Origin of the sequence: Halomonas sp. MCCC 1A11062, from assembly GCF_021404355.1 — a bacterium.
Taxonomy (GTDB): Bacteria; Pseudomonadota; Gammaproteobacteria; order Pseudomonadales; family Halomonadaceae; genus Halomonas; species Halomonas aerodenitrificans.
The window spans coordinates 1-17,505 of record NZ_JABFTW010000011.1 but is presented as its reverse complement, the minus strand read 5'-3'; the positions used below and the strand labels follow the sequence as shown (position 1 = coordinate 17,505).

At 63.9% G+C, this 17,505-nt stretch carries 13 protein-coding genes; 2 read left to right on the top strand and 11 right to left on the bottom strand.

Translation table 11 applies throughout. The features are described from left to right. Window positions 1-16: 16 nt before the first annotated feature. From HOP58_RS13325 to HOP58_RS13300, 6 genes are all read right to left on the bottom strand, one after another. Window positions 17-1,096 carry a phytase gene (locus tag HOP58_RS13325; protein ID WP_234260553.1) on the bottom strand — a complete coding sequence of 360 codons (1,080 nt, stop codon included), beginning with the start codon at window positions 1,094-1,096 and terminating at the stop codon, window positions 17-19. Window positions 1,097-1,126: 30 nt separating this feature from the next. Then, window positions 1,127-2,299 carry a hypothetical protein gene (locus HOP58_RS13320; protein WP_234260552.1) on the bottom strand — a complete coding sequence of 391 codons (1,173 nt, stop codon included), beginning with the start codon at window positions 2,297-2,299 and terminating at the stop codon, window positions 1,127-1,129. Between the two features lie 17 nt (window positions 2,300-2,316). Then, window positions 2,317-4,119 (bottom strand): ABC transporter ATP-binding protein, encoded by a 1,803-nt coding sequence (locus HOP58_RS13315; protein WP_234260551.1) that lies wholly within the window; start codon window positions 4,117-4,119, stop codon window positions 2,317-2,319. 6 nt (window positions 4,120-4,125) lie between these two features. After that, a complete protein-coding gene (locus HOP58_RS13310) occupies window positions 4,126-6,381 on the bottom strand; it encodes a polysaccharide biosynthesis tyrosine autokinase (protein ID WP_234260550.1) in 2,256 nt (751 codons plus the stop codon). Window positions 6,382-6,423: 42 nt separating this feature from the next. Beyond that, complete coding sequence (locus HOP58_RS13305; RefSeq protein ID WP_234260624.1) at window positions 6,424-7,491, bottom strand: polysaccharide export protein; 1,068 nt, start codon at window positions 7,489-7,491, stop codon at window positions 6,424-6,426. Between the two features lie 505 nt (window positions 7,492-7,996). Beyond that, window positions 7,997-8,434 carry a low molecular weight protein-tyrosine-phosphatase gene (locus HOP58_RS13300; RefSeq protein ID WP_234260549.1) on the bottom strand — a complete coding sequence of 146 codons (438 nt, stop codon included), beginning with the start codon at window positions 8,432-8,434 and terminating at the stop codon, window positions 7,997-7,999. 151 nt (window positions 8,435-8,585) lie between these two features. On the opposite strand from HOP58_RS13300, the gene HOP58_RS13295 reads away from it, so the two are divergent. Beyond that, window positions 8,586-9,335, top strand: a complete 750-nt coding sequence (locus HOP58_RS13295) for a DeoR/GlpR family DNA-binding transcription regulator (RefSeq protein ID WP_234260548.1) — start codon at window positions 8,586-8,588, stop codon at window positions 9,333-9,335. A 225-nt stretch (window positions 9,336-9,560) separates the two neighbouring features. Here the strand turns inward: HOP58_RS13295 and HOP58_RS13290 are convergent, their stop codons facing one another. From HOP58_RS13290 to norR, 4 genes are all read right to left on the bottom strand, one after another. Then, the gene (locus HOP58_RS13290; protein ID WP_010626216.1) at window positions 9,561-10,316 is read right to left on the bottom strand and encodes a hypothetical protein; all 756 of its coding nucleotides are present in this window, start codon (window positions 10,314-10,316) and stop codon (window positions 9,561-9,563) included. 183 nt (window positions 10,317-10,499) lie between these two features. After that, the gene (locus tag HOP58_RS13285) at window positions 10,500-12,611 is read right to left on the bottom strand and encodes an adenosylcobalamin-dependent ribonucleoside-diphosphate reductase (RefSeq protein ID WP_026037837.1); all 2,112 of its coding nucleotides are present in this window, start codon (window positions 12,609-12,611) and stop codon (window positions 10,500-10,502) included. A gap of 37 nt (window positions 12,612-12,648) precedes the next feature. Beyond that, window positions 12,649-13,131, bottom strand: coding sequence for an SCP2 sterol-binding domain-containing protein (locus tag HOP58_RS13280; RefSeq protein ID WP_010626214.1), 483 nt, complete (start codon window positions 13,129-13,131; stop codon window positions 12,649-12,651). A gap of 224 nt (window positions 13,132-13,355) precedes the next feature. Beyond that, complete coding sequence (norR, locus tag HOP58_RS13275) at window positions 13,356-14,900, bottom strand: nitric oxide reductase transcriptional regulator NorR (RefSeq protein WP_234260547.1); 1,545 nt, start codon at window positions 14,898-14,900, stop codon at window positions 13,356-13,358. A 152-nt stretch (window positions 14,901-15,052) separates the two neighbouring features. Here norR and ytfE point away from each other — a divergent pair, with 152 nt between their 5' ends. Further along, window positions 15,053-15,709: an iron-sulfur cluster repair protein YtfE gene (gene ytfE / locus HOP58_RS13270; protein WP_234260546.1), complete on the top strand. Its 657-nt coding sequence runs from the start codon at window positions 15,053-15,055 to the stop codon at window positions 15,707-15,709. A 50-nt stretch (window positions 15,710-15,759) separates the two neighbouring features. Here ytfE and hemN read toward each other — a convergent pair whose 3' ends face one another. Next, complete coding sequence (gene hemN, locus HOP58_RS13265; protein WP_234253292.1) at window positions 15,760-17,145, bottom strand: oxygen-independent coproporphyrinogen III oxidase; 1,386 nt, start codon at window positions 17,143-17,145, stop codon at window positions 15,760-15,762. Window positions 17,146-17,505 lie beyond the last annotated feature (360 nt).

Here is a 17,505-nt window from a genome sequence, read left to right as displayed (position 1 = left end):
AGATTTGCATGACCGCTCACTGGAGACCGGGAAGCTCCAGGGCCTCGGCTATCTGCGCCCAGTCGAGATACTTGTAGTTCTGGTTCGTCGAGGCGTTTCTGCCGCTCTGCACCACCATCAGCCCCATGGGATAACGCTCGCCGAAACTGTGAGCGCTGACTTCGATGCCGTCCGTCTCACGTACGCTGCCGATGCCGCTCTCGCTGTCCTCATCGACCCTGAAGACCCCCACGAGCCGATAGGGTGGGCTGGCTTCGAGCACGACGAAGCGGTGATTGCCCTGGCTCGAGACGATCAGGTATCGGTCGCCGTACAGGGCCAGGCCTTCGATGTCGGGCTCCAGGGGGGATTGCGCCTCGACCACCAGCTCACGACTGGTACCCGCGTCCGGCGCCGCCCGCATGACCCAGACGCCAAACGACTCCTCACCGACGAACAGCATCGAGCGCGCATCGTCCGCCACACAGGCCTCGGGCTGGGAGTCGAGTCGGAAGAAACGCAGCAGCTCGACCTGCGGAGCCCCCTGCACGATCTCGAGGCGATGCTGGAGATAGCTGCCATCCTTGCCATTGGTGAACACATGCAGCTCTTCTTCGTGGCGGTAGAGGCACACGCCGTAGATCTCTTTCAAACCGGTCGCCACCTTGCCGAGCAGGCTCACTTCACCGGCTGCATCGATCTCGAAGACCGCCAGGCTGTCGGTATCACGATGGGTCGCCACGGCGATGTCCCTGCGGCGCCCATCGAGCAGCACGTCCTGACGCAGATCCACGTTGTTGAGCCTGCCCACCGGCAGCGACTGCACCCGTTCCCCCGCCAGGTCGTAGACCTCCAGGCCGCGCCTCTTGTCGGTTCCCAGTATCAGGCTGCGCTCGGGCGCCTGGGCGTTGTACCAGATGGCCGGATCGTCGGCAGCATCGCCACTGCTCTCCACCGGCACCGTCTCGCCCACGGCGCTGACGATGGCCAGGGATTGTGCAGCAGCCGGTGGGGTAGTCGTCCCAGGCCACACCAGCACCCAGCCCACTGCGGCCAGGAGTGCCAGGCCGAGGAGATACTTGAACGATCGCCAACAGATGAGGTTCCGTAGATTCATGATGGACTCCACGTCATGATGAACTGCGCGTCATGATGAACTGCGCGTATAGCGTTCCGACTCCGGCACGGCAGGGGGAGCAAAGGCAGGCGTCCGGTACTCCCGCCAGCCCTGTCGATAGAGGTGCCAGCAGATCGCCAGCATCATCCAGAACAGGGTCGAGCGAAGCCCGTTGTGGGTTATCGAATAGATCAGCGGCCCCGCCACGCCCATCCAGACGTAGAGCGGCGCTCTATGCAGTGCGAGGAAGATGACGGTCAGGAACAGCCCGAACCCGGGGATGCCATAGGCGAACAGCATGTTGCCGTAGGAAGAGTGGATCTCGCTGCTGTGGTAGGGATAGAAGCGTCGCCGTTCACCCTCCGCCGCCCCCAGAATGGCGTATTCCGGAAAGTTGGCCAGCCGGTCGTACTTGCGCTCCTCGTAGGCGTTCTCCACCTTGTCCGGGGCGCGATCCATGCGCGACTGCAGATTGCTCTGCACCTGGCCATCCGAGCTCAGGTTCACCATCACCACCACCACCAGGATCAGTGGCGCTACCAGCAACAGCCTGGCGAAGCGGCGCAGTCGATCCAGATTGGCCACCACCCAACCCAAGCCGACCAGCACCGCACCGCCCATGGCTCCCAGGGATGAAGCCGCGAGAATGCTGACCACGGCCGCCACCAATCCGGCCAGCATCAGCGGACGCAGCGGCGGCCGGAAATCGTCCAGCAGCATCAGTATCACGATCCCGCACAGCGAGAAGTAGGCCAGCTGATTGGGGTTGTTGAAGCTTCCGGTAGTGCGGTTCGCCCCGGCCCCCAGTTGCAGCAGCACCTGGCTGGCGGCAATCAGCAAGGCGATGGAAATGGCGTTACGGATCAGGCTGCACCCCGTCTCGCCCGAAACGCCGAGAAAACGCAGCAGCGCCATGCCCACCAGGAAGTTGAAGAAGAAAAAGGCGGGATAGATGAAGAAGGAGGTACGTTCCATGACCAGTGCCCAGCCCAGGCTGACCAGCAGAACCCAGAGCACCATCAACGCCCAGCAGATGACGAAGGACGACAACACCCTGCCGCGATCGGTGAGCGCCAGCAAGGACATCAACACGGCAAAGCCGAGCAGCAGGAAATCGGCGGGTTGCGGCTGACCGCTGGGAAATACATACAGGCTCGCCAGGCTCAGCCCGAGGAACAGCAGAATGGCAGCTAGCAGATGCATGAGCGTGCCTCGCGGAATTAGAGATTGGCCATCATGCGGAAGGTGTGATTGTGTGCGACCAGTTCGTCGTAGGTGCCACTATCGATGACGCGCCCCTTGTCGAGCATGTAGATCATGTCGCACTCCTTCACCGTGGTGAGACGGTGGGCGATCATCACCAGCGTCTTGCCGCCGGCAATGGCATCGATGTCGCCCATGACCCGCTGCTCGGTGATGCCGTCGAGTGCGCTGGTGGCCTCATCGAGTACCAGTACCTGCGCATCGCGATACAGCGCCCGGGCAATGCCGATACGCTGACGCTGCCCCCCCGAGAGCTGCACGCCGCGCTCGCCGACGTGAGTCTCGAGCCCTTCGGGCAGCGTGGCCAGCAGCGGCTCGAGCTGAGCCATGCGCACCGCCTCTTGCACCCGCGCCACATCGATCTCTTCACGAGGCACGCCGAACGCCACGTTCTCCAGCACGGTGGCATCCGCCAGGAAGATGTGCTGAGGCACGAAACCGATACCGGCCTGCCAGCGCGGCAGGGTCGCCTCGGTCAGCGCCACGCCATCCACCAGGATCCGCCCCTGCTGGGGCTGAATCAGCCCCAGCAGCAGATCCACGGCGGTGGACTTGCCGGAGCCGGACTCCCCTACCAGCCCGACCCGAGCGCCAACCGGAATCTCCAGGCTCAGCCCATTCAGCGCCGGCAGGCGTTTGCCCGGGTAGTGAAAGTGCACGTCGTCGAGGCGAATGTTCGTTTGCGCTACCAGCGGCGGCAATGACCTGTCGCTTCCTAAACTGTCAGCCTCGGCATGGGAACGGCTGGCCACCAAGTCGTCGCGAATCGTCTCGTAGGCCGCCAGGTTGCTGCGGATATGGGAGATGGAGGCATAGATCTTCTGATAGGCGGGCAGCATCTTGAACCCAGCCAGCGCATAGATCGACAGCGCTGGCAGAATGGTACCCAGGTTGCCCTGGTGGGCATTCAGCAGATAGAGCACCAGCAGGATTACCGAGCCGAAGGCGACCATCTCGATGGCATAGCGTGGTGCCTCGCTCAAACCCTGCGATACCCCCTGGCCGCGCGCCACCCGCTGGCTGGCTTTATCGAACTGATGCGTGAAGGTGGCCTGACGACGCAATAACAGCAGATCCTTGATGCCGCCGAAGCCCTCCGTCATCAGCCTGAAACGCTTGGCCTGAAAACGCGACACACGCCTACCGTTGGATACCAGAAAGCGGCGCACCGTCTTGTACAGCAGCAGATAGGAGATGATGAAGATCACGATGCCGGTCGCGGCTACCTTCGGGTTGTAGATGAAGATGGTGATCGACATGCAGGTGACCATCACCAGCTTGGCATTGAGCTGCATGAACGGATTGACCACCCGGTTGGTGACCCGCTGGACCTCCTGAGAGGCGCGGTTGATCAAGCGGCTGCTACTGCCGCCGGCATGGAAGAGCCAGGGCTGATGCAGATAGTAGCGATACAGCCGGCTGGAAAGCTCGGCGCCGACCCGTGCGCCGTAGAGAGACAGCCGCCAGGTGGTGTACATGGAGAACAGCGCCGCCACCAGCAAGACCACCAGCACACAGACGCCCAGCAGAGTGAGGAACCGCTCGGGGCTCTCCACCCCGCTCCAGCGATAGGCCTGGGCCAGCCAGCCCTCGCCCTGCAGTCGGCTCATGTCGCCCACCACGGCCATGAAGGGACCGATGGCGATCACGCTGGCGATCTCGGCAAAGGCCATGATGATGATCAGGCCCTGCAGCCGCAGCAGCCTACGGCGCTGGTCCGAGGTCAGCAGCGTGTACAGCTCACGTAGTTGGCTCAACATTCCCTGTCACCGATAGGCATAGATGTAGTTGCCGTAGTGGCCGTAGCGGCTGCTGGTCGGCTTCTCGAGACCGTTGAGGATCGCCCCCTTGAGCCGTACCCCGGCGCTCTCCAACCTGCGCTTGGCCGCCTTGATCTCCGCCGGCGGACTCACGCCGAAGCGCACCACCAGCAGGCTGGTACCGGCCAGCTTGCCGACGATGGCCGCATCCGTGACGGCCAACACCGGCGGTGTGTCGATCACCACCAGGTCATAGGCCTCGCTCATCACCTGCAGGAAGTCGTGAAAGCTGCGCTGCATCAGCAGCTCGGAGGGGTTGGGCGGTACCGTGCCGCGAGCCACGTAGTCCAGCCCCTCCACCTCGGTGGTCCGAATCGCTTCGCTGAGCTCGATGCGCTGGGCCAGCAGCTCTGACAGCCCCGGCATCCCCTTGGCATGGAAGGCATGATGCAGGCGGCCGCGACGCATGTCGGCATCGATCAGCAGCACCCGCTGCCCGGCCTGGGCGCAGACGGTGGCCAGATTGGCAGCCACGAAGCTCTTGCCCGCCCCCGGCCCCGCTCCGGCAATCATCAAGCGGTTGTTGCCCGCCTCGAGCATGGCGAAGTAGAGGCTGGTACGCAGGCTGCGCAGCGCCTCGACGGCCAGCTCGGCGGGTTCTTCAACCGCCAGCAGCCCCCGGAAGACGTCCTGCTGCTGCTTCGATCCTGACGGCCGAATGTGCCGTGTGAGCCGGGTCTGCTCCTGAGAAGCAGGCAAGGTGGCATACACCGGCAGACCGATCTCATCGAGCTGGTCGGGACTCTTGATCGCCTGGCTCAACAGCAGTCGCAGGATGACGCCCATGCAGGCCAGCACGGCACCGATCATGGCGCTGACCAGAGTGGTGAGTGAAACCCGTGGCGAAATGGCCCCCGGCCGCATCTCGGCATTGTCGAGAATCCGCACGTTGCCCACGGTGCCCGCCTTCAGCAGGCGCATCTCCTGACGCTGATTGAGCAACTGTACATAGACCTGCTGGTTGACCTGGGTGTCGCGGGTCAAACGCAGCACCTCCTGCTGGGTCTCGGGCAGCTCACCCACCAGCGCGTTCAACCGCTCGCGTTCGGCCTGCAGCTGCGAGCGCTGTCGCAGCAAGGCCTGATAGTTGGGATGGGTCGGCCGGAAACGCTCGGCCAGATCCGCCTCGGCCAGGGCGAGTTCGGTCAACTGATTTTCGACCGCCACCATCCTGTTGAGCAGGTTCTGGGTCTCGAACGTCAGGTCGACGGAGTCGCGCTGAGCTCGGTAGCTGTTCAGCTGATTTTCCGCTTCCGTCAACTGTGCATTGACCTGGGGAATCTGCTCGTCCAGGAAGGCGATCTGCTTCTCGGCCTCCTCCGATTGCCGCTGCACGTTCTGCGTCAGAAAGACCCCGGTAATGGTGTCCAGCGTCTGCTGTGTCAGGCTACGATCCGGCCCGCTGAGAAATACCTGATAGACCCCTGAGTCCTTGCCCCGTGGCACGATCATGAAGTTGCGCTGCAGCTGACCGATCGCACTGAGGCGGGAGACGCGACGTACCTCGAACTCGGCTCCCGGGTGGGCCACCATCTGGCTGACGAAGAGTCGATAGCCTTCGTCGTTCCTGGCGGTCTCGCCGGTGCGCCCCCGCAGCAGTCTGGTGCCATCCAGCAGTAGCTCGTATGTGTCGGCTCCTGTCACTCTCAAGGTGTGCCGGAGCCCTTCCCCCTGAGCCGGAAGCTCGAAGCGGGAAATCCCCAGGGACTCCCCCGCCCACACATAGGGCGAGCCCGACGAGGCAAGCGCACTTGGCAACCGCTCGCGAATGAAGGCCGGGGTGAGGCGCTCGACCCAGGCGTGCCGGACCCCGTGATTTACCAGGAAGTCGCCTACCCACGGCATGCGACGCGGCTCGATGATCAGAGTCAAATCGAGCCGGTCGACGGTCTCCCCCATGACCATGCGCGACTGTAGTATCTCCAGCTCGGCTGCCGTCGGATTGCCCATCTGCTCCCCGCCTGCCAGGGACTGCAGCAGACCCAGAATCGCTGCGCGGTTCTCCACCTGAATGAGGGCATCGGACTGGTAAATACGAGGCTGCGAGCTTGCATGAAAATAACCCGCCAACATGAAGACGAAAACGCTGAGGAAAATGATCTTTTTCCTATCAATCAAAGCGTCGATCAGCTTCCTCAGGCTGATATCGCCACTCTCTGCCGGCGACTGGGGTGATGCAGGTGGGCTTGGGAAAATCGTCATGGGTGGTGCCTCTCATTGACTGTGCCAGCGATGATACGGGGTTCAAATATCACCGACATTGTCTATGGACCTTGCCACGTCACCCGGGAGAGTTACCGAAGGGATCAACAGGGATATGACGTTATTCCAGCGTGCCAGCGGTGCGGAAGTCACGTAGACCACATCCTGAGGATTCAACGGAAATCTCGTACCCAGCATCAAGCGAGTTGCATCGCTGATATCGAGCTGATAGACCGTGGCCAATTTTTCACTTTCCGGCGGATTACCGCGTACCACGAAAATTCCCGAGGGTTGAGCACGGCTCTCGTTCACCCCACCCGCGCGAGCCAAGGCATCGGTCAATGACAGGCGCTCGTTGCCCAAAGGAATGGCGCCTGGCCTCAATACCTGGCCGAGCACGACCACGTTCTGATTCTCGGAGGTGGGAACGTGTAGAAGATCGCCGTCGCGAAGCAGGCGGTTCTGAGTCAAATCACCCTGGCGCAGCATGGCGAACAGAGAGATACGCTCCTCACGTCCGTCGCGATTGAGCAGCACGTTGTGCCAGTCGGCGTCGTTGCGTGCGCCACCGGCCTCGCTGATGGCATCCAGCACCGTCAGCGGCACGATGGTGAGTGGCTGCGCGCCGGGGCGTTCCACCGCCCCACTGATGTAGACCTTCTGCGACCTGAATGCCGCAATGCCTACTTCCACCTGGGGCTCGGTAATGACTTGGGAGAGTCGCCGGCTGATCAAGCCGCGCAGCTCCTCGAGCGTCATGCCTGCTACCTGCACGCGCCCCACGTAGGGATAGAACATGGTGCCATCCGGCCGCACCCGGTTACCGGTTTCCGATGCCGTACGCTCGCTGCCGGCGGGAATGGTGAGCTCGGGGTGGTCGTAAACGATGACGCTGATCACGTCTCCCGGACCGATACGGTACTCGTAGCCCTGAAGCTCCCGCTGCAGCTCGGCTGGAAGGGGACGCGAGGCAGGCTCGACCAGCTGCATCCCCATGACCAGCTCAGGGGTTATCGGCTGTATGTCGACGCGAGAATCTAACGACTCTTCGAGTCGGTTGTGATTGATATGCCCCCCCGGAGCAAGGGCACATCCCGCCAACGAGAGCATCAGAATCAACAAGAAAAGGGGCAAGACAAGCCTTGCCGCTGTAGTACATGTGGTGCGACTATCCGACCCGCCGGAAGCGCATATTGATGTACTTCCCCCAATGATCGTAGTCATGGTTCGATCCCCCTCAGGATCCCTGTGACACGCTACCGCCCCGGATTTCAAGGCAGCCATCCGAAGCCCAATCATTTTCCTTTCTTATCGACTCGTCACATCCTGATGCATAATATACATTTCGTTACATTGTGGATCACAAGAACATGACAACAAGATGATGACGAAGATACATTTAGGTTACATGGGCGTTTAGGTGTGGCCAGATGGTTTTTACATCAGCCAGATGCTGAAAATTGGCGGTAAAAAAAAGCTCAGAGGAAAACTAAGACGCGAGGATGAAGCGGATGAGAAAAGCCATGCAGCAGCGTTAGACCCAACTGCTGTGAGAAAGAGATGAAAGGAAAATCATAGGCTTGGAAAATCTTGCACTACGGGGGCTGCCAGCCGCTCAAAGTCGTGGCGCCCAGGAGTCGCTGGCTTCGGCCAGCAACCGATGCACCTGCTCGAAAAATGCCGCTGAGCGGCGATACGGATCGGGAATGTCGAGTCCCTGCCCTTGACTCAACCAGTGCCCCAGGCGCATGACCTTGCCCATCGCCTGCGGCCAGCGCTCGGAGAGCAAGCGCCGCTGGGCCTCGCTCATGACCAGCACCAGATCGGCCTCGGCCAGCTGTTGAGCATTGAGCTGACGGGCACGGTGTCGCGTGACGTCGAACCCGTCAGCTTCGGCAAGCACCAGCGCCTCTAGCGCAACGCCTTCGTCGACCAGCGCGGTCAATCCCGCCGACGCCACACGGCAGTGGGGTAGTCGCCGCTGCAGCATGGCGGCTGCCACGGGGCTACGGCAGACGTTGCCGCGACACACCACCAGGATGGAGCGAATCATGCCGGCACCGCATGTGAACGAATGGGGAACATGCCAGGACTATAGCGTCTCGCTACGTCGGGAGTGGAAAATACTCGTTGCCTAGCTCAGCATAGGGCCAGCCAAAGCGATCTTCGAGCCAAGTTCTGGAGGGTAAGTTGGAGAGCAGCGAATGAAAGACCGCAGCGCCATGCGCCTGGCCCGTCTGCAGCAGGCGCTGGCCGGTGGTGGCACCCTCCCTCTCGGCGAGGCCGCCCAGATGTGCGGCGTTTCCGAGATGACCATTCGCCGCGACGTGGCCGCAAGCGACGGCGCCATGATTCTGCTCGGTGGGCGCCTGGTCATGGCCAACCACTACGCGCCGGTCTACGACCTCGACCAGCAGCAGGACAGCCACACACTGGCCAAGCGACGGCTCTGCGAACAGGCTGCCCGCTTCATCGAAGATGGCGACACCCTGTTCATCGACTGCGGCACCACCCTGCTACCCCTGGCGGGCATGCTCGCCGAGCGCCGCCAGCTCACCGTGGTGACCTACGCGCTCAACGTCGCCAATGCCATGAGCCTGGTGCCTGGCGTACGCCTGGTACTGCTGGGTGGGCTCTATCACACCACCTCGCACTCCTTCGGCAGCGACGACATGAGCGCGGCAATCAAGCGCCTGGGCATCAATCGCGCCTTCATTTCGGCCGCCGGGGTACACGCCGAGCGCGGCGTGAGCTGCTTTCACTTCCACGAAGTCGCCCCCAAGCAAGCCGCCATCGCTTGCGCCGAGCAGCGCCTGCTGGTGGTGGACGAAAGCAAGATCGGCCAGGTGCGCCCGGCCTACTTCGCCCGCCTCGACGACTTCGACGTGGTCATCACCGACGGCGACATGGCGCTACCGCCGGCCAACGGCGGCCCCAGAATCGTCGCCGCCTGACCCGGACACGACGAAGCCGGAACAAGTCCGGCTTCTGGGGGCATAGCATGTCCGTGCAGACAGTTTCAGAAAGTGCTGGTCAGCTTGGCGAGCGAGATGAAGCGCAAGGCGCACGGAGCGCAGGAACCGGAGCCTATGGGGTATAGGTGAGGATTCCGACGGTCCGACGCTTCGGCACCGCGCAACGCAGCGATTCGCTCGCGCAGCCAGCTGTACAGTGCTTTCTTAGCCGCACTTGGACCAGCCACAGCCCGCATAGCAGGTCGGGCAACCATCCATCATGATCAGCTCGCCGCGGCACTCCGGGCAGTGGCCCACCACCGTGGGGCCGTCGCCCTTCTCTTCGGCGACTGCCGCCTTGGCCTGCTTCTCGGCCTGCGCCTCCTCTTCGGGGGTGGGCGGCTGCCAGGGGTGGCCGTGGGTCAGACGGTGGGCGTAGCGGCGCACCAACTCCTCCACCGGCACCTGGTTGCCGTCCTGGTCGAGGAAGCCGCGGCGGTAGAGGATCTGCTGGATCGACCAGGCGATGGCGGCCACTTCGGAGTCGTGGAACATCGGCTTGCCCCAGCGGTTCATGCCGCAGCGCACCAGGCCCTTGTCCCAGGCCACCTTGCGCAGGTCGGCCACCGCCTGGGTGACGTAGCCGCCGCGGGCGGCCAGCGACAGGCTGCGCATGGTGGCGGTGATCCACTGGTGCTCGCTGGAGAGCTGGCCGGAGGGGAAGAAAAACTCCACCGGACGCTCGATCACCACACGCTTGCCGTCGAGCACGCCTTCCACCGGCATGAAGGAGACCAGCAGGTAGACCTTCTTGCGGCCTTCGGCGCCGACGTAGGAGATCTTCTCGGAAACGGCCTCCAGCGTCCCTTCCGGGCGCGAGGGAATGCGTACCGTGAGCGGGTTCTCGTCGGCCAGCGGCGCCTCTTGCACCGCCTTCTTGACGCTGTAGGAAACGATCTTGGACTTGATTTCGACGGCCATCACGGGGCTCCTGCGGAAAAAGGTTGAACGGCACACAGCGGCTCGGGGCTGATCCGTCGACAGGCCTGCGAGGAGGCGCTGTAAACCCATCCCTGGGCGCTACCTTCGCCATCCATGGCGAAGAACCTCCTCTTCGGCCTGTCCCCGGCGCCCCTCGCTACCGGCAGTTGGGAGAGCACAGGCTTACCACTTGCCATAGGTGCCTTCCTTCAGCGCGTCGTACAGGTTCGCTGCGTTGTGCTCTTCGCCGTCGTAGACCACCTTCTCGTCGCCAGAAAGCTCCAGCGTCTCGCCGTTCTCCAGCTCGAACACGTAGGTGGTGTTCTTGAGGTCGTCCTCGCGCACCAGCACGCCCTGGAAGGCCTCGGGGTTGAAGCGGAAGGTGGTGCAACCCTTGAGCTTGCTCTCGTAGGCGTCCAGGTAGAGGTCCTTGAACTGCTCGAAGGGGAACTCGGTGGGCACGTTGACCGTCTTGGAGATCGCCGAGTCGACCCACACCTGAGCCGCCGCCTGCACCGCCACGTGCTGCTTGGGGGTGACCGCATCGGCGGTGATGAAGTAGTCGGGCAGGTCGCTCTCCACCGCGTCGCTGGCGATGAAGTGGCGGTAGGCGGCCAGCTCGAAGGAGACCACTTCCACCTGCTCCTTGGTCTTCTTGCCGGACTGGATCACGTTGCGGAAGTAGCGGTGCGAGAACGATGGCTCGATGCCGTTGGAGGCGTTGTTGCCCAGCGACAGCGAGATGGTGCCGGTCGGTGCGATGGAGCTGTGGTGGGTGAAGCGCGCGCCGTGCTCGGCGAGTGCCGCGACCAGCTCCGGTTCCACCTCGGCGACCTTCTGCATGTAGCGACTGTAGCGGGCGTGCAGGATGCGCCCCGGCACCTTGTCGCCGATCTCGTAGCCGTCCTTCGCCAGCTCCGGACGCTCGCGCATCATCTTCGGCGTGATTTCGAAATCCTCGGCGAGTATCGGCGCCATGCCCTTCTCGCGGGAGAGTTCCAGTGCCTGCTTCCAGCCCTCGATGGCCAGGTTGCGGCTCACCTCTTCGGTGAAGGCCAGCGACTCGGCGGAGCCGTAGGGGATCTTGAGCATGGTCAGGGTCGAACCGAGGCCGAGGAAACCCATGCCGTGACGGCGCTTGGCCTCGATCTCGCGGCGCTGGCCGGGCAGCGGCAGGCCGCTGATCTCGACCACGTTGTCGAGCATGCGGGTGAAGATCGCCACCACCTGGCGGTAGCGCTCCCAGTCGAAGCGCGGCTTCTTGCCGAACGGGTCGATGACGAAACGGGTCAGGTTGACCGAGCCCAGCAGGCAGGCGCCTTCCGGCGGCAGGGGCTGTTCGCCGCAGGGGTTGGTGGCACGGATCTCCTCGCAGAACCAGTTGTTGTTCATGCGGTTGACCTGGTCGATCAGGATGAAGCCCGGCTCGGCGAAGTCGTAGGTGGAACGCATGATGGTGTCCCACAGCTCACGCGCCTTGATTACCTCGACGATGCGGCAGGCCACGCGGCCTTCGGCGTCGACCGTGTAGCCCTCTTCGACCACCGGCCAGTCGCGGTAGATCAGGTCCTCGGACTTGACGTCCTCCTTCTCGCCGGCGTGCAGCGGGAAGGCCAGCGGCCAGTCGGCGTCGTTCTTCACCGCCTCCATGAACTCGTCGGTGATCAGCAGCGAAAGGTTGAACTGACGCAGCCGGCCGGCTTCGCGCTTGGCCTCGATGAAGGCACGCACGTCGGGGTGGCCGACGTCGAAGGTGCCCATCTGGGCTCCGCGGCGGCCGCCCGCCGAGGCTACGGTGAAGCACATCTTGTCGTAGATATCCATGAACGCCAGCGGGCCGTTGGTGCCGGCGCCGGCGCCGAACACGAAGGCGCCCTTGTGGCGCAGGGTGGAGAACTCGTAGCCGATGCCGCAGCCCGCCTTGAGGGTCATGCCGGCGTCCACCACCGAGGAGAGGATGTCATGCATGGAGTCGCGGATGGTGCGCGAGACGGTGCAGTTGATCAGGCTCACCGCCGGCTTGTAGTCCTCGGCACCGGCGTTGGACATGATGCGCCCGGCGGGGATGGCACCGTTCTCCAGCGCCCAGCGGAACTTGGGCAGCCACTCCTCGGCCTTGTCGCCTTCCACCGCGGCGAGGGCGCGCGCGACGCGCTCCCAGGTCGCTGCCACATCCTTGTCGACGGGGCGGCCATGACGATCCTTGAGTCGATACTTGGAGTCCCAGATATCGCGTGAGGGCGCTTGCATAGGCACCTCTTGGGATGTCTTGACGGCCTTGGTGGAAGTACTCATGCAGGAATCTCCAGTAAGGGTCAAAAATTCGAATCGTTCAACGTTCCTGGCGCGCCATGCGCTCGAAGCGCGCCAACCAATCGCCGAGCCGGCCCTGGGCCAACCCCTCCTCGCGGCTGTCGAGCAGGTTCTTGACCATCAGGCCGAGCTCGGTATCGCCCTCGATCACCAGGCGGCGCTGGAAGAACAGGGCGTCGGGATCCTCGCGCCGGGTAGCCAGGCACAGAAACTCGCGCCAGCCGCCGCGAATGGTGGCCTCGCCCATCTCCGGGCTGAGCCGGAAGCGCTCCGCTTCGAGGGTCAGCGTCAACGCTACGCCCAGGTCCTCGATGTGCAGCGAGATGCGCCGCCCGTCGAGCGCATCGAACTCGCCCTCGGCCAAAGGCTCGGCGAAGGTGCGGTTGAGCAGCGGCTCGATCAGCTGGCGCTTCAGGACAAGCGGCACGCGGGGGTCGATGGCGCGAATCAGGCGGGTCGGGGCGGGCGGACGTGGCAAGCGCGACAGAGAAAGAGGAAGCATAGCGACTCTCCGGTGGAGCGAACCCATGGATTCGGTGCGGCCAGGTGGCCATGAAACCGATCATCCTAAGCTCGACGCCGCCTGCCCGTACTGATGTGCGTCAAGCCTGTGACACTGCCCCCAACCGGGGCCTTGGCTACCATATCTAGACAACCACTACCGATCAAGCACTATATATATGGCCTTCGTTAACGCTGCTTCTTGACTTTTAGACCTTCCGATAACTACTTGATCCCCAAGCGGCGGGCCAGCTTGTGCAAGTTGCTGGGGTCCACGGCGAGGCGGCGGGCGGCGTTCGCCCAGCTCCCGTCGCACGCCGTCAAGGCCTGGCGAATCGCCCGTCGCTGGGCGTCCTCGACCTGACGGCGTAGCGGTTCGACGCCGTGCGTTGCCAACTCCCGGATGTCGGGTGCGCGGGAATCGGCTTTCAACGGTTCGTCCTTTGACGTTTTGCCGTGAGGCAGGTCGAGCCACTCCGGTTCCAGGGTGACGATGTCGTCGCGCCGGGCGCCGTGGCCCAGCGCCTTGATCGCCGCCCGGCTGATCACGTGCTCCAGCTCGCGCACGTTGCCCGGCCAGTGATAGCCCAGCAGCGCCGCCTCGGCCCTCGGCGCCAGGCGCAGGCTGCGCACACCGAGCCGGGTACGGTTGATCTCGAGGAAGTGCCCGGCCAGCACCAGCACGTCGCTACCACGCTCGCGCAGCGGTGGGATGGCCACCGGGTAGACCGACAGCCGATGGTAGAGATCGGCGCGGAACAGGCCGTCGCGCACGCCGTCGGCCAGCTGACGGTTGGTGGCGGCGATGATACGCACGTCGACCCGGCGCGGGGTATCCTCGCCCAGGCGCTGCACCTCGCCGTTCTGCAGCGCGCGCAGCAGCTTGGCCTGGATCGGCAGCGGCAGTTCGCCCACCTCGTCGAGAAACAGGGTGCCGCCATTGGCTGCCTCGAAGCGCCCCGCCCGATCCGCCGTAGCGCCGGAGAAGGCTCCCTTGACGTGACCGAACAGCTCGCTCTCGGCCAGGGTTTCGGGTAGCGCCGCACAGTTGACCTGCACCAGCGGCTGCTCCCATCGCGGTGAGCGCTGGTGCAGGCGTCGGGCGAACAGCTCCTTGCCCACCCCGGTCTCGCCCATCAGCAGCACCGGCAGGTCCGCTTCCGCCACCACGTCGAGTTCGTGCAGCAGTCGCTGCAGTTCGGCGCTGTGGCCAAGAATCTCACCGCCCTCGCCCGGCTCGACATGGGCGATGCCGCCATGGCCCGCCATGCGCAGCGCGCGCACCTCCTGCTCCAGACGCGAGACGCGCACTGCGGCCTCCACCAGCAGCGCGTAGCGTTCCAGCGCCGTGCGTGAGGCCTCGTCGAAGGTGCCCGCCACCAGGGCGTCCAGGGTCAGCACGCCCCACGGCTCACCCTCCACGTGCAGGCTGATGCCCATGCAGTCATGCACGTGCAGCGGCTCCCCCGGCTGCTGCTCGACCAGGCCGTCGTAGGGATCGGGCAGGCTGGAGTCCGGCGGGAACAGGGTCGAACGGCGGCTGGTGAGGATGGCGGCCAGACGCGGGTGACGCGCCACCTCGAAGCGCCGCCCCAGCGCCTCACGTACCAGCCCCTCCACCGCCACCGGCGCCAGGACGTCCTGCTGAAGCTGTAGCAGGCACACCGCACCGCAACGAAAGCTTTCGCGCAGCGTACGCACCAGGCGCTGCAGGCGCACGGCGCTGGGCAGATCGGCCGTCAGGTCGGCCAGCAGGGAATCGTCGAGCATGGTTAATAATACCTATCAGGGTAAATTTAACCCTATCACGGCAAGGTCATTTCAACCATGACCACTTCATATCATTGAAAGTAAAGCAGTAAAAAAACTGGCATGGCGCTTGCTCTGTACAGGATGACATCCCCGTTGCAGAGGAACTACACATGGACCTGCTCGAACAAACCGTTGGCCGTATCGCCCTGTCGCTGCCCGGTGCGACCCGCATCTTCCACACCCACAACATCGACTTCTGCTGCGGCGGGCGCATCAGCCTGCGCCAGGCCGCCGAGCGTGCCGGCCTGCATGTCGACAGGCTCGTGGCCGAACTCGAGGCGCTGCCGGCAGCCAGCAGCGAGCAGCGCGACTGGCGCGAGGCCAGCAACGACGAGCTCATCGAGCACATCCTGACCCGCTATCATGACGTGCATCGTCAGCAGCTGCCCGAGCTGATCCGCATGGCGCGGCGAGTGGAGCAGGTCCACGGCGAGCGCGAAAGCTGCCCCAACGGGCTGGCCGACCTGCTGATGGACATTCACCAGGAGATGGAGAGCCACATGCAGAAGGAGGAGCAGATCCTGTTCCCCATGCTGCGCAGCGGCATGGGCGCCCAGGCTCAGGGGCCGATCGCGGTGATGCGCCACGAGCACGACGACCACGGCGAGAACCTGGAGCAGGTGATGCTGCTCACCAACGACATCACCCCACCCAAGGGCGCCTGCACCACCTGGCGCGCCCTCTACACCGGCCTGCGCGAATTCCGCGAGGACCTGATGGAGCACATCCATCTGGAGAACAACCTGCTGTTCGAACGGGCCGGTTGAGGAAACGCAAACGGCGCCCCGCGGGGCGCCGTTGTGTTTCGGTGGGCGTCTTAGACGGTGCGCGAGAAACGCCCTTCGTTGGGTTTGAGGTAGGCGTCGAAGGCCATGGCCATGTTGCGCATCATCAGGCGCCCGGCGGGTAGCACTTCGATGGCGTCATCATTAATGGCCAGCAGGCCGTCGGCCTGCATCTCCTCGAGCTGGTCCAGGGCATCGGCAAAATAGTCGCGGAAGGCGATGTCGTGGCACGCCTCGATGTTGGCGAAATCGATGCGCCCGTGGCACATCAGGGCGTTGATCACGTCGCGGCGCAGGCGGTCGTCGTCGTTGAGGCGATAGCCGCGCATCACCGGCAGCCGCCCCTCCTCGAGCCGCGCCTGATACTGGGCGGTCTCCTTGACGTTCTGGCTGTAGCTGTCGCCGACCTTGCCGATGGAGGTGATGCCCAGGCCGATCATGTCGCAGTCGGCATGGGTGGAGTAGCCCTGGAAGTTGCGCTGCAGGGTGCCGTTCTCCCTGGCCAGGGTCAGCTCGTCGTCGGGCAGAGCGAAGTGGTCCATGCCGATGTAGACGTAGCCGGCGGCGGTGAGGCGGCGAATGGTGAGCTCGAGCAGTTCCAGCTTGCGCTCCGGCGGCGGCATGTCCTCGGGGCGGATCAGGCGCTGGGCCTTGAACAGCTCGGGCAGGTGGGCGTAGCTGTAGCTGGCGATGCGGTCCGGGCGCAGGGCGATGATCTTGTCCAGCGTAGTGTCGAAGCTCGCCACCGTCTGCAGCGGCAGGCCGTAGATCAGGTCCACGCTGACCGACTGGAAGCCGGCCTCGCGGGCGGCGGCCACCAGCTCGACCACCTGCTCCTCGCTCTGCAGGCGGTTGACCGCCTTCTGCACGTCCGCGTCGAAGTCCTGCACGCCGAAGCTCAGCCGGTTGAAGCCGAGATCGTGCAGCTCATGGATCTGTGCCGGCGTGACCGTTCGCGGATCCACCTCCAGCGAGAACTCGCGCTCCTCCACCGGGGCGAAATGGAACGCCTCGTCGAGGGCCGCCATCAGCTCGCCGAGCTGGGCATTGCTCAGGTAGGTGGGCGTGCCGCCGCCCAGGTGCAACTGGGTCATGCGGCGGGTTTCGTCGAACAACGCCCCCTGCACGCCGATCTCCTGCTTCAGCCAGTCCAGATACTCCGCCGCACGCTCGGTGTTGTGCGTGATGATCTTGTTGCAGGCGCAGTAGTAGCACAGGCTCTTGCAGAACGGGATGTGCACGTAGACCGACAACGGCTTGGGCGAGGCGACCCGATTGCTGCGCTCGGCGGCGGCGCGGTAGTCGTCCTCGGCGAAGGCCGCATGGAACTGCGGCGCCGTGGGATAGGAGGTGTAGCGGGGCCCGGGGCGGTCGTACTTCTCCACCAAGGGGCGATTGAACAACAGCTCGTCTTGCATGATCGACTTCGACCTCTTGAAACCCTGGCATGGTGCGCGCCATACCCGATGGCGTGAGTATGACATCGGCTATCGCCAGCGTCTCGGCAGCTCGCCCCTCTCTTGTCCCGAGTCAAGTTTGCCGCTGTGCTCAGCGAGCGCTTTCTGCCTACACGCCTTTCAGATGCTCTCCCTGCCAGCGCATCAAGCCAACCCAGCCCGGCGCACCCCACAAGTGTAATCAAGCAAGAAGTTGCCCACCGGGCAACTTCTTGCCCGACCCGGGCAACTTATTGCCTAATTAGGCTTAGCAATGATTGGCCAGGAAATCGCTAACACACTGTATAAAAACAGGTTTGAAGGGGATGGCACACATACTGC

Bases quoted from the DNA above. Each gene is read 5' to 3' on its own strand.
- HOP58_RS13310 (WP_234260550.1), bottom strand. From the start codon at position 6,381: ATGACGATTTTCCCAAGCCCACCTGCATCACCCCAGTCGCCGGCAGAG.
- norR (WP_234260547.1), bottom strand. From the start codon at position 14,900: ATGCTCGACGATTCCCTGCTGGCCGACCTGACGGCCGATCTGCCCAGC.
- HOP58_RS13280 (WP_010626214.1), bottom strand. From the start codon at position 13,131: ATGCTTCCTCTTTCTCTGTCGCGCTTGCCACGTCCGCCCGCCCCGACC.
- HOP58_RS13285 (WP_026037837.1), bottom strand. From the start codon at position 12,611: ATGAGTACTTCCACCAAGGCCGTCAAGACATCCCAAGAGGTGCCTATG.
- HOP58_RS13315 (WP_234260551.1), bottom strand. From the start codon at position 4,119: ATGTTGAGCCAACTACGTGAGCTGTACACGCTGCTGACCTCGGACCAG.
- HOP58_RS13300 (WP_234260549.1), bottom strand. From the start codon at position 8,434: ATGATTCGCTCCATCCTGGTGGTGTGTCGCGGCAACGTCTGCCGTAGC.
- hemN (WP_234253292.1), bottom strand. From the start codon at position 17,145: ATGCAAGACGAGCTGTTGTTCAATCGCCCCTTGGTGGAGAAGTACGAC.
- HOP58_RS13295 (WP_234260548.1), top strand. From the start codon at position 8,586: ATGAAAGACCGCAGCGCCATGCGCCTGGCCCGTCTGCAGCAGGCGCTG.
- ytfE (WP_234260546.1), top strand. From the start codon at position 15,053: ATGGACCTGCTCGAACAAACCGTTGGCCGTATCGCCCTGTCGCTGCCC.
- HOP58_RS13325 (WP_234260553.1), bottom strand. From the start codon at position 1,096: ATGAATCTACGGAACCTCATCTGTTGGCGATCGTTCAAGTATCTCCTC.
- HOP58_RS13290 (WP_010626216.1), bottom strand. From the start codon at position 10,316: ATGGCCGTCGAAATCAAGTCCAAGATCGTTTCCTACAGCGTCAAGAAG.
- HOP58_RS13305 (WP_234260624.1), bottom strand. From the start codon at position 7,491: ATGCTCTCGTTGGCGGGATGTGCCCTTGCTCCGGGGGGGCATATCAAT.
- HOP58_RS13320 (WP_234260552.1), bottom strand. From the start codon at position 2,299: ATGCATCTGCTAGCTGCCATTCTGCTGTTCCTCGGGCTGAGCCTGGCG.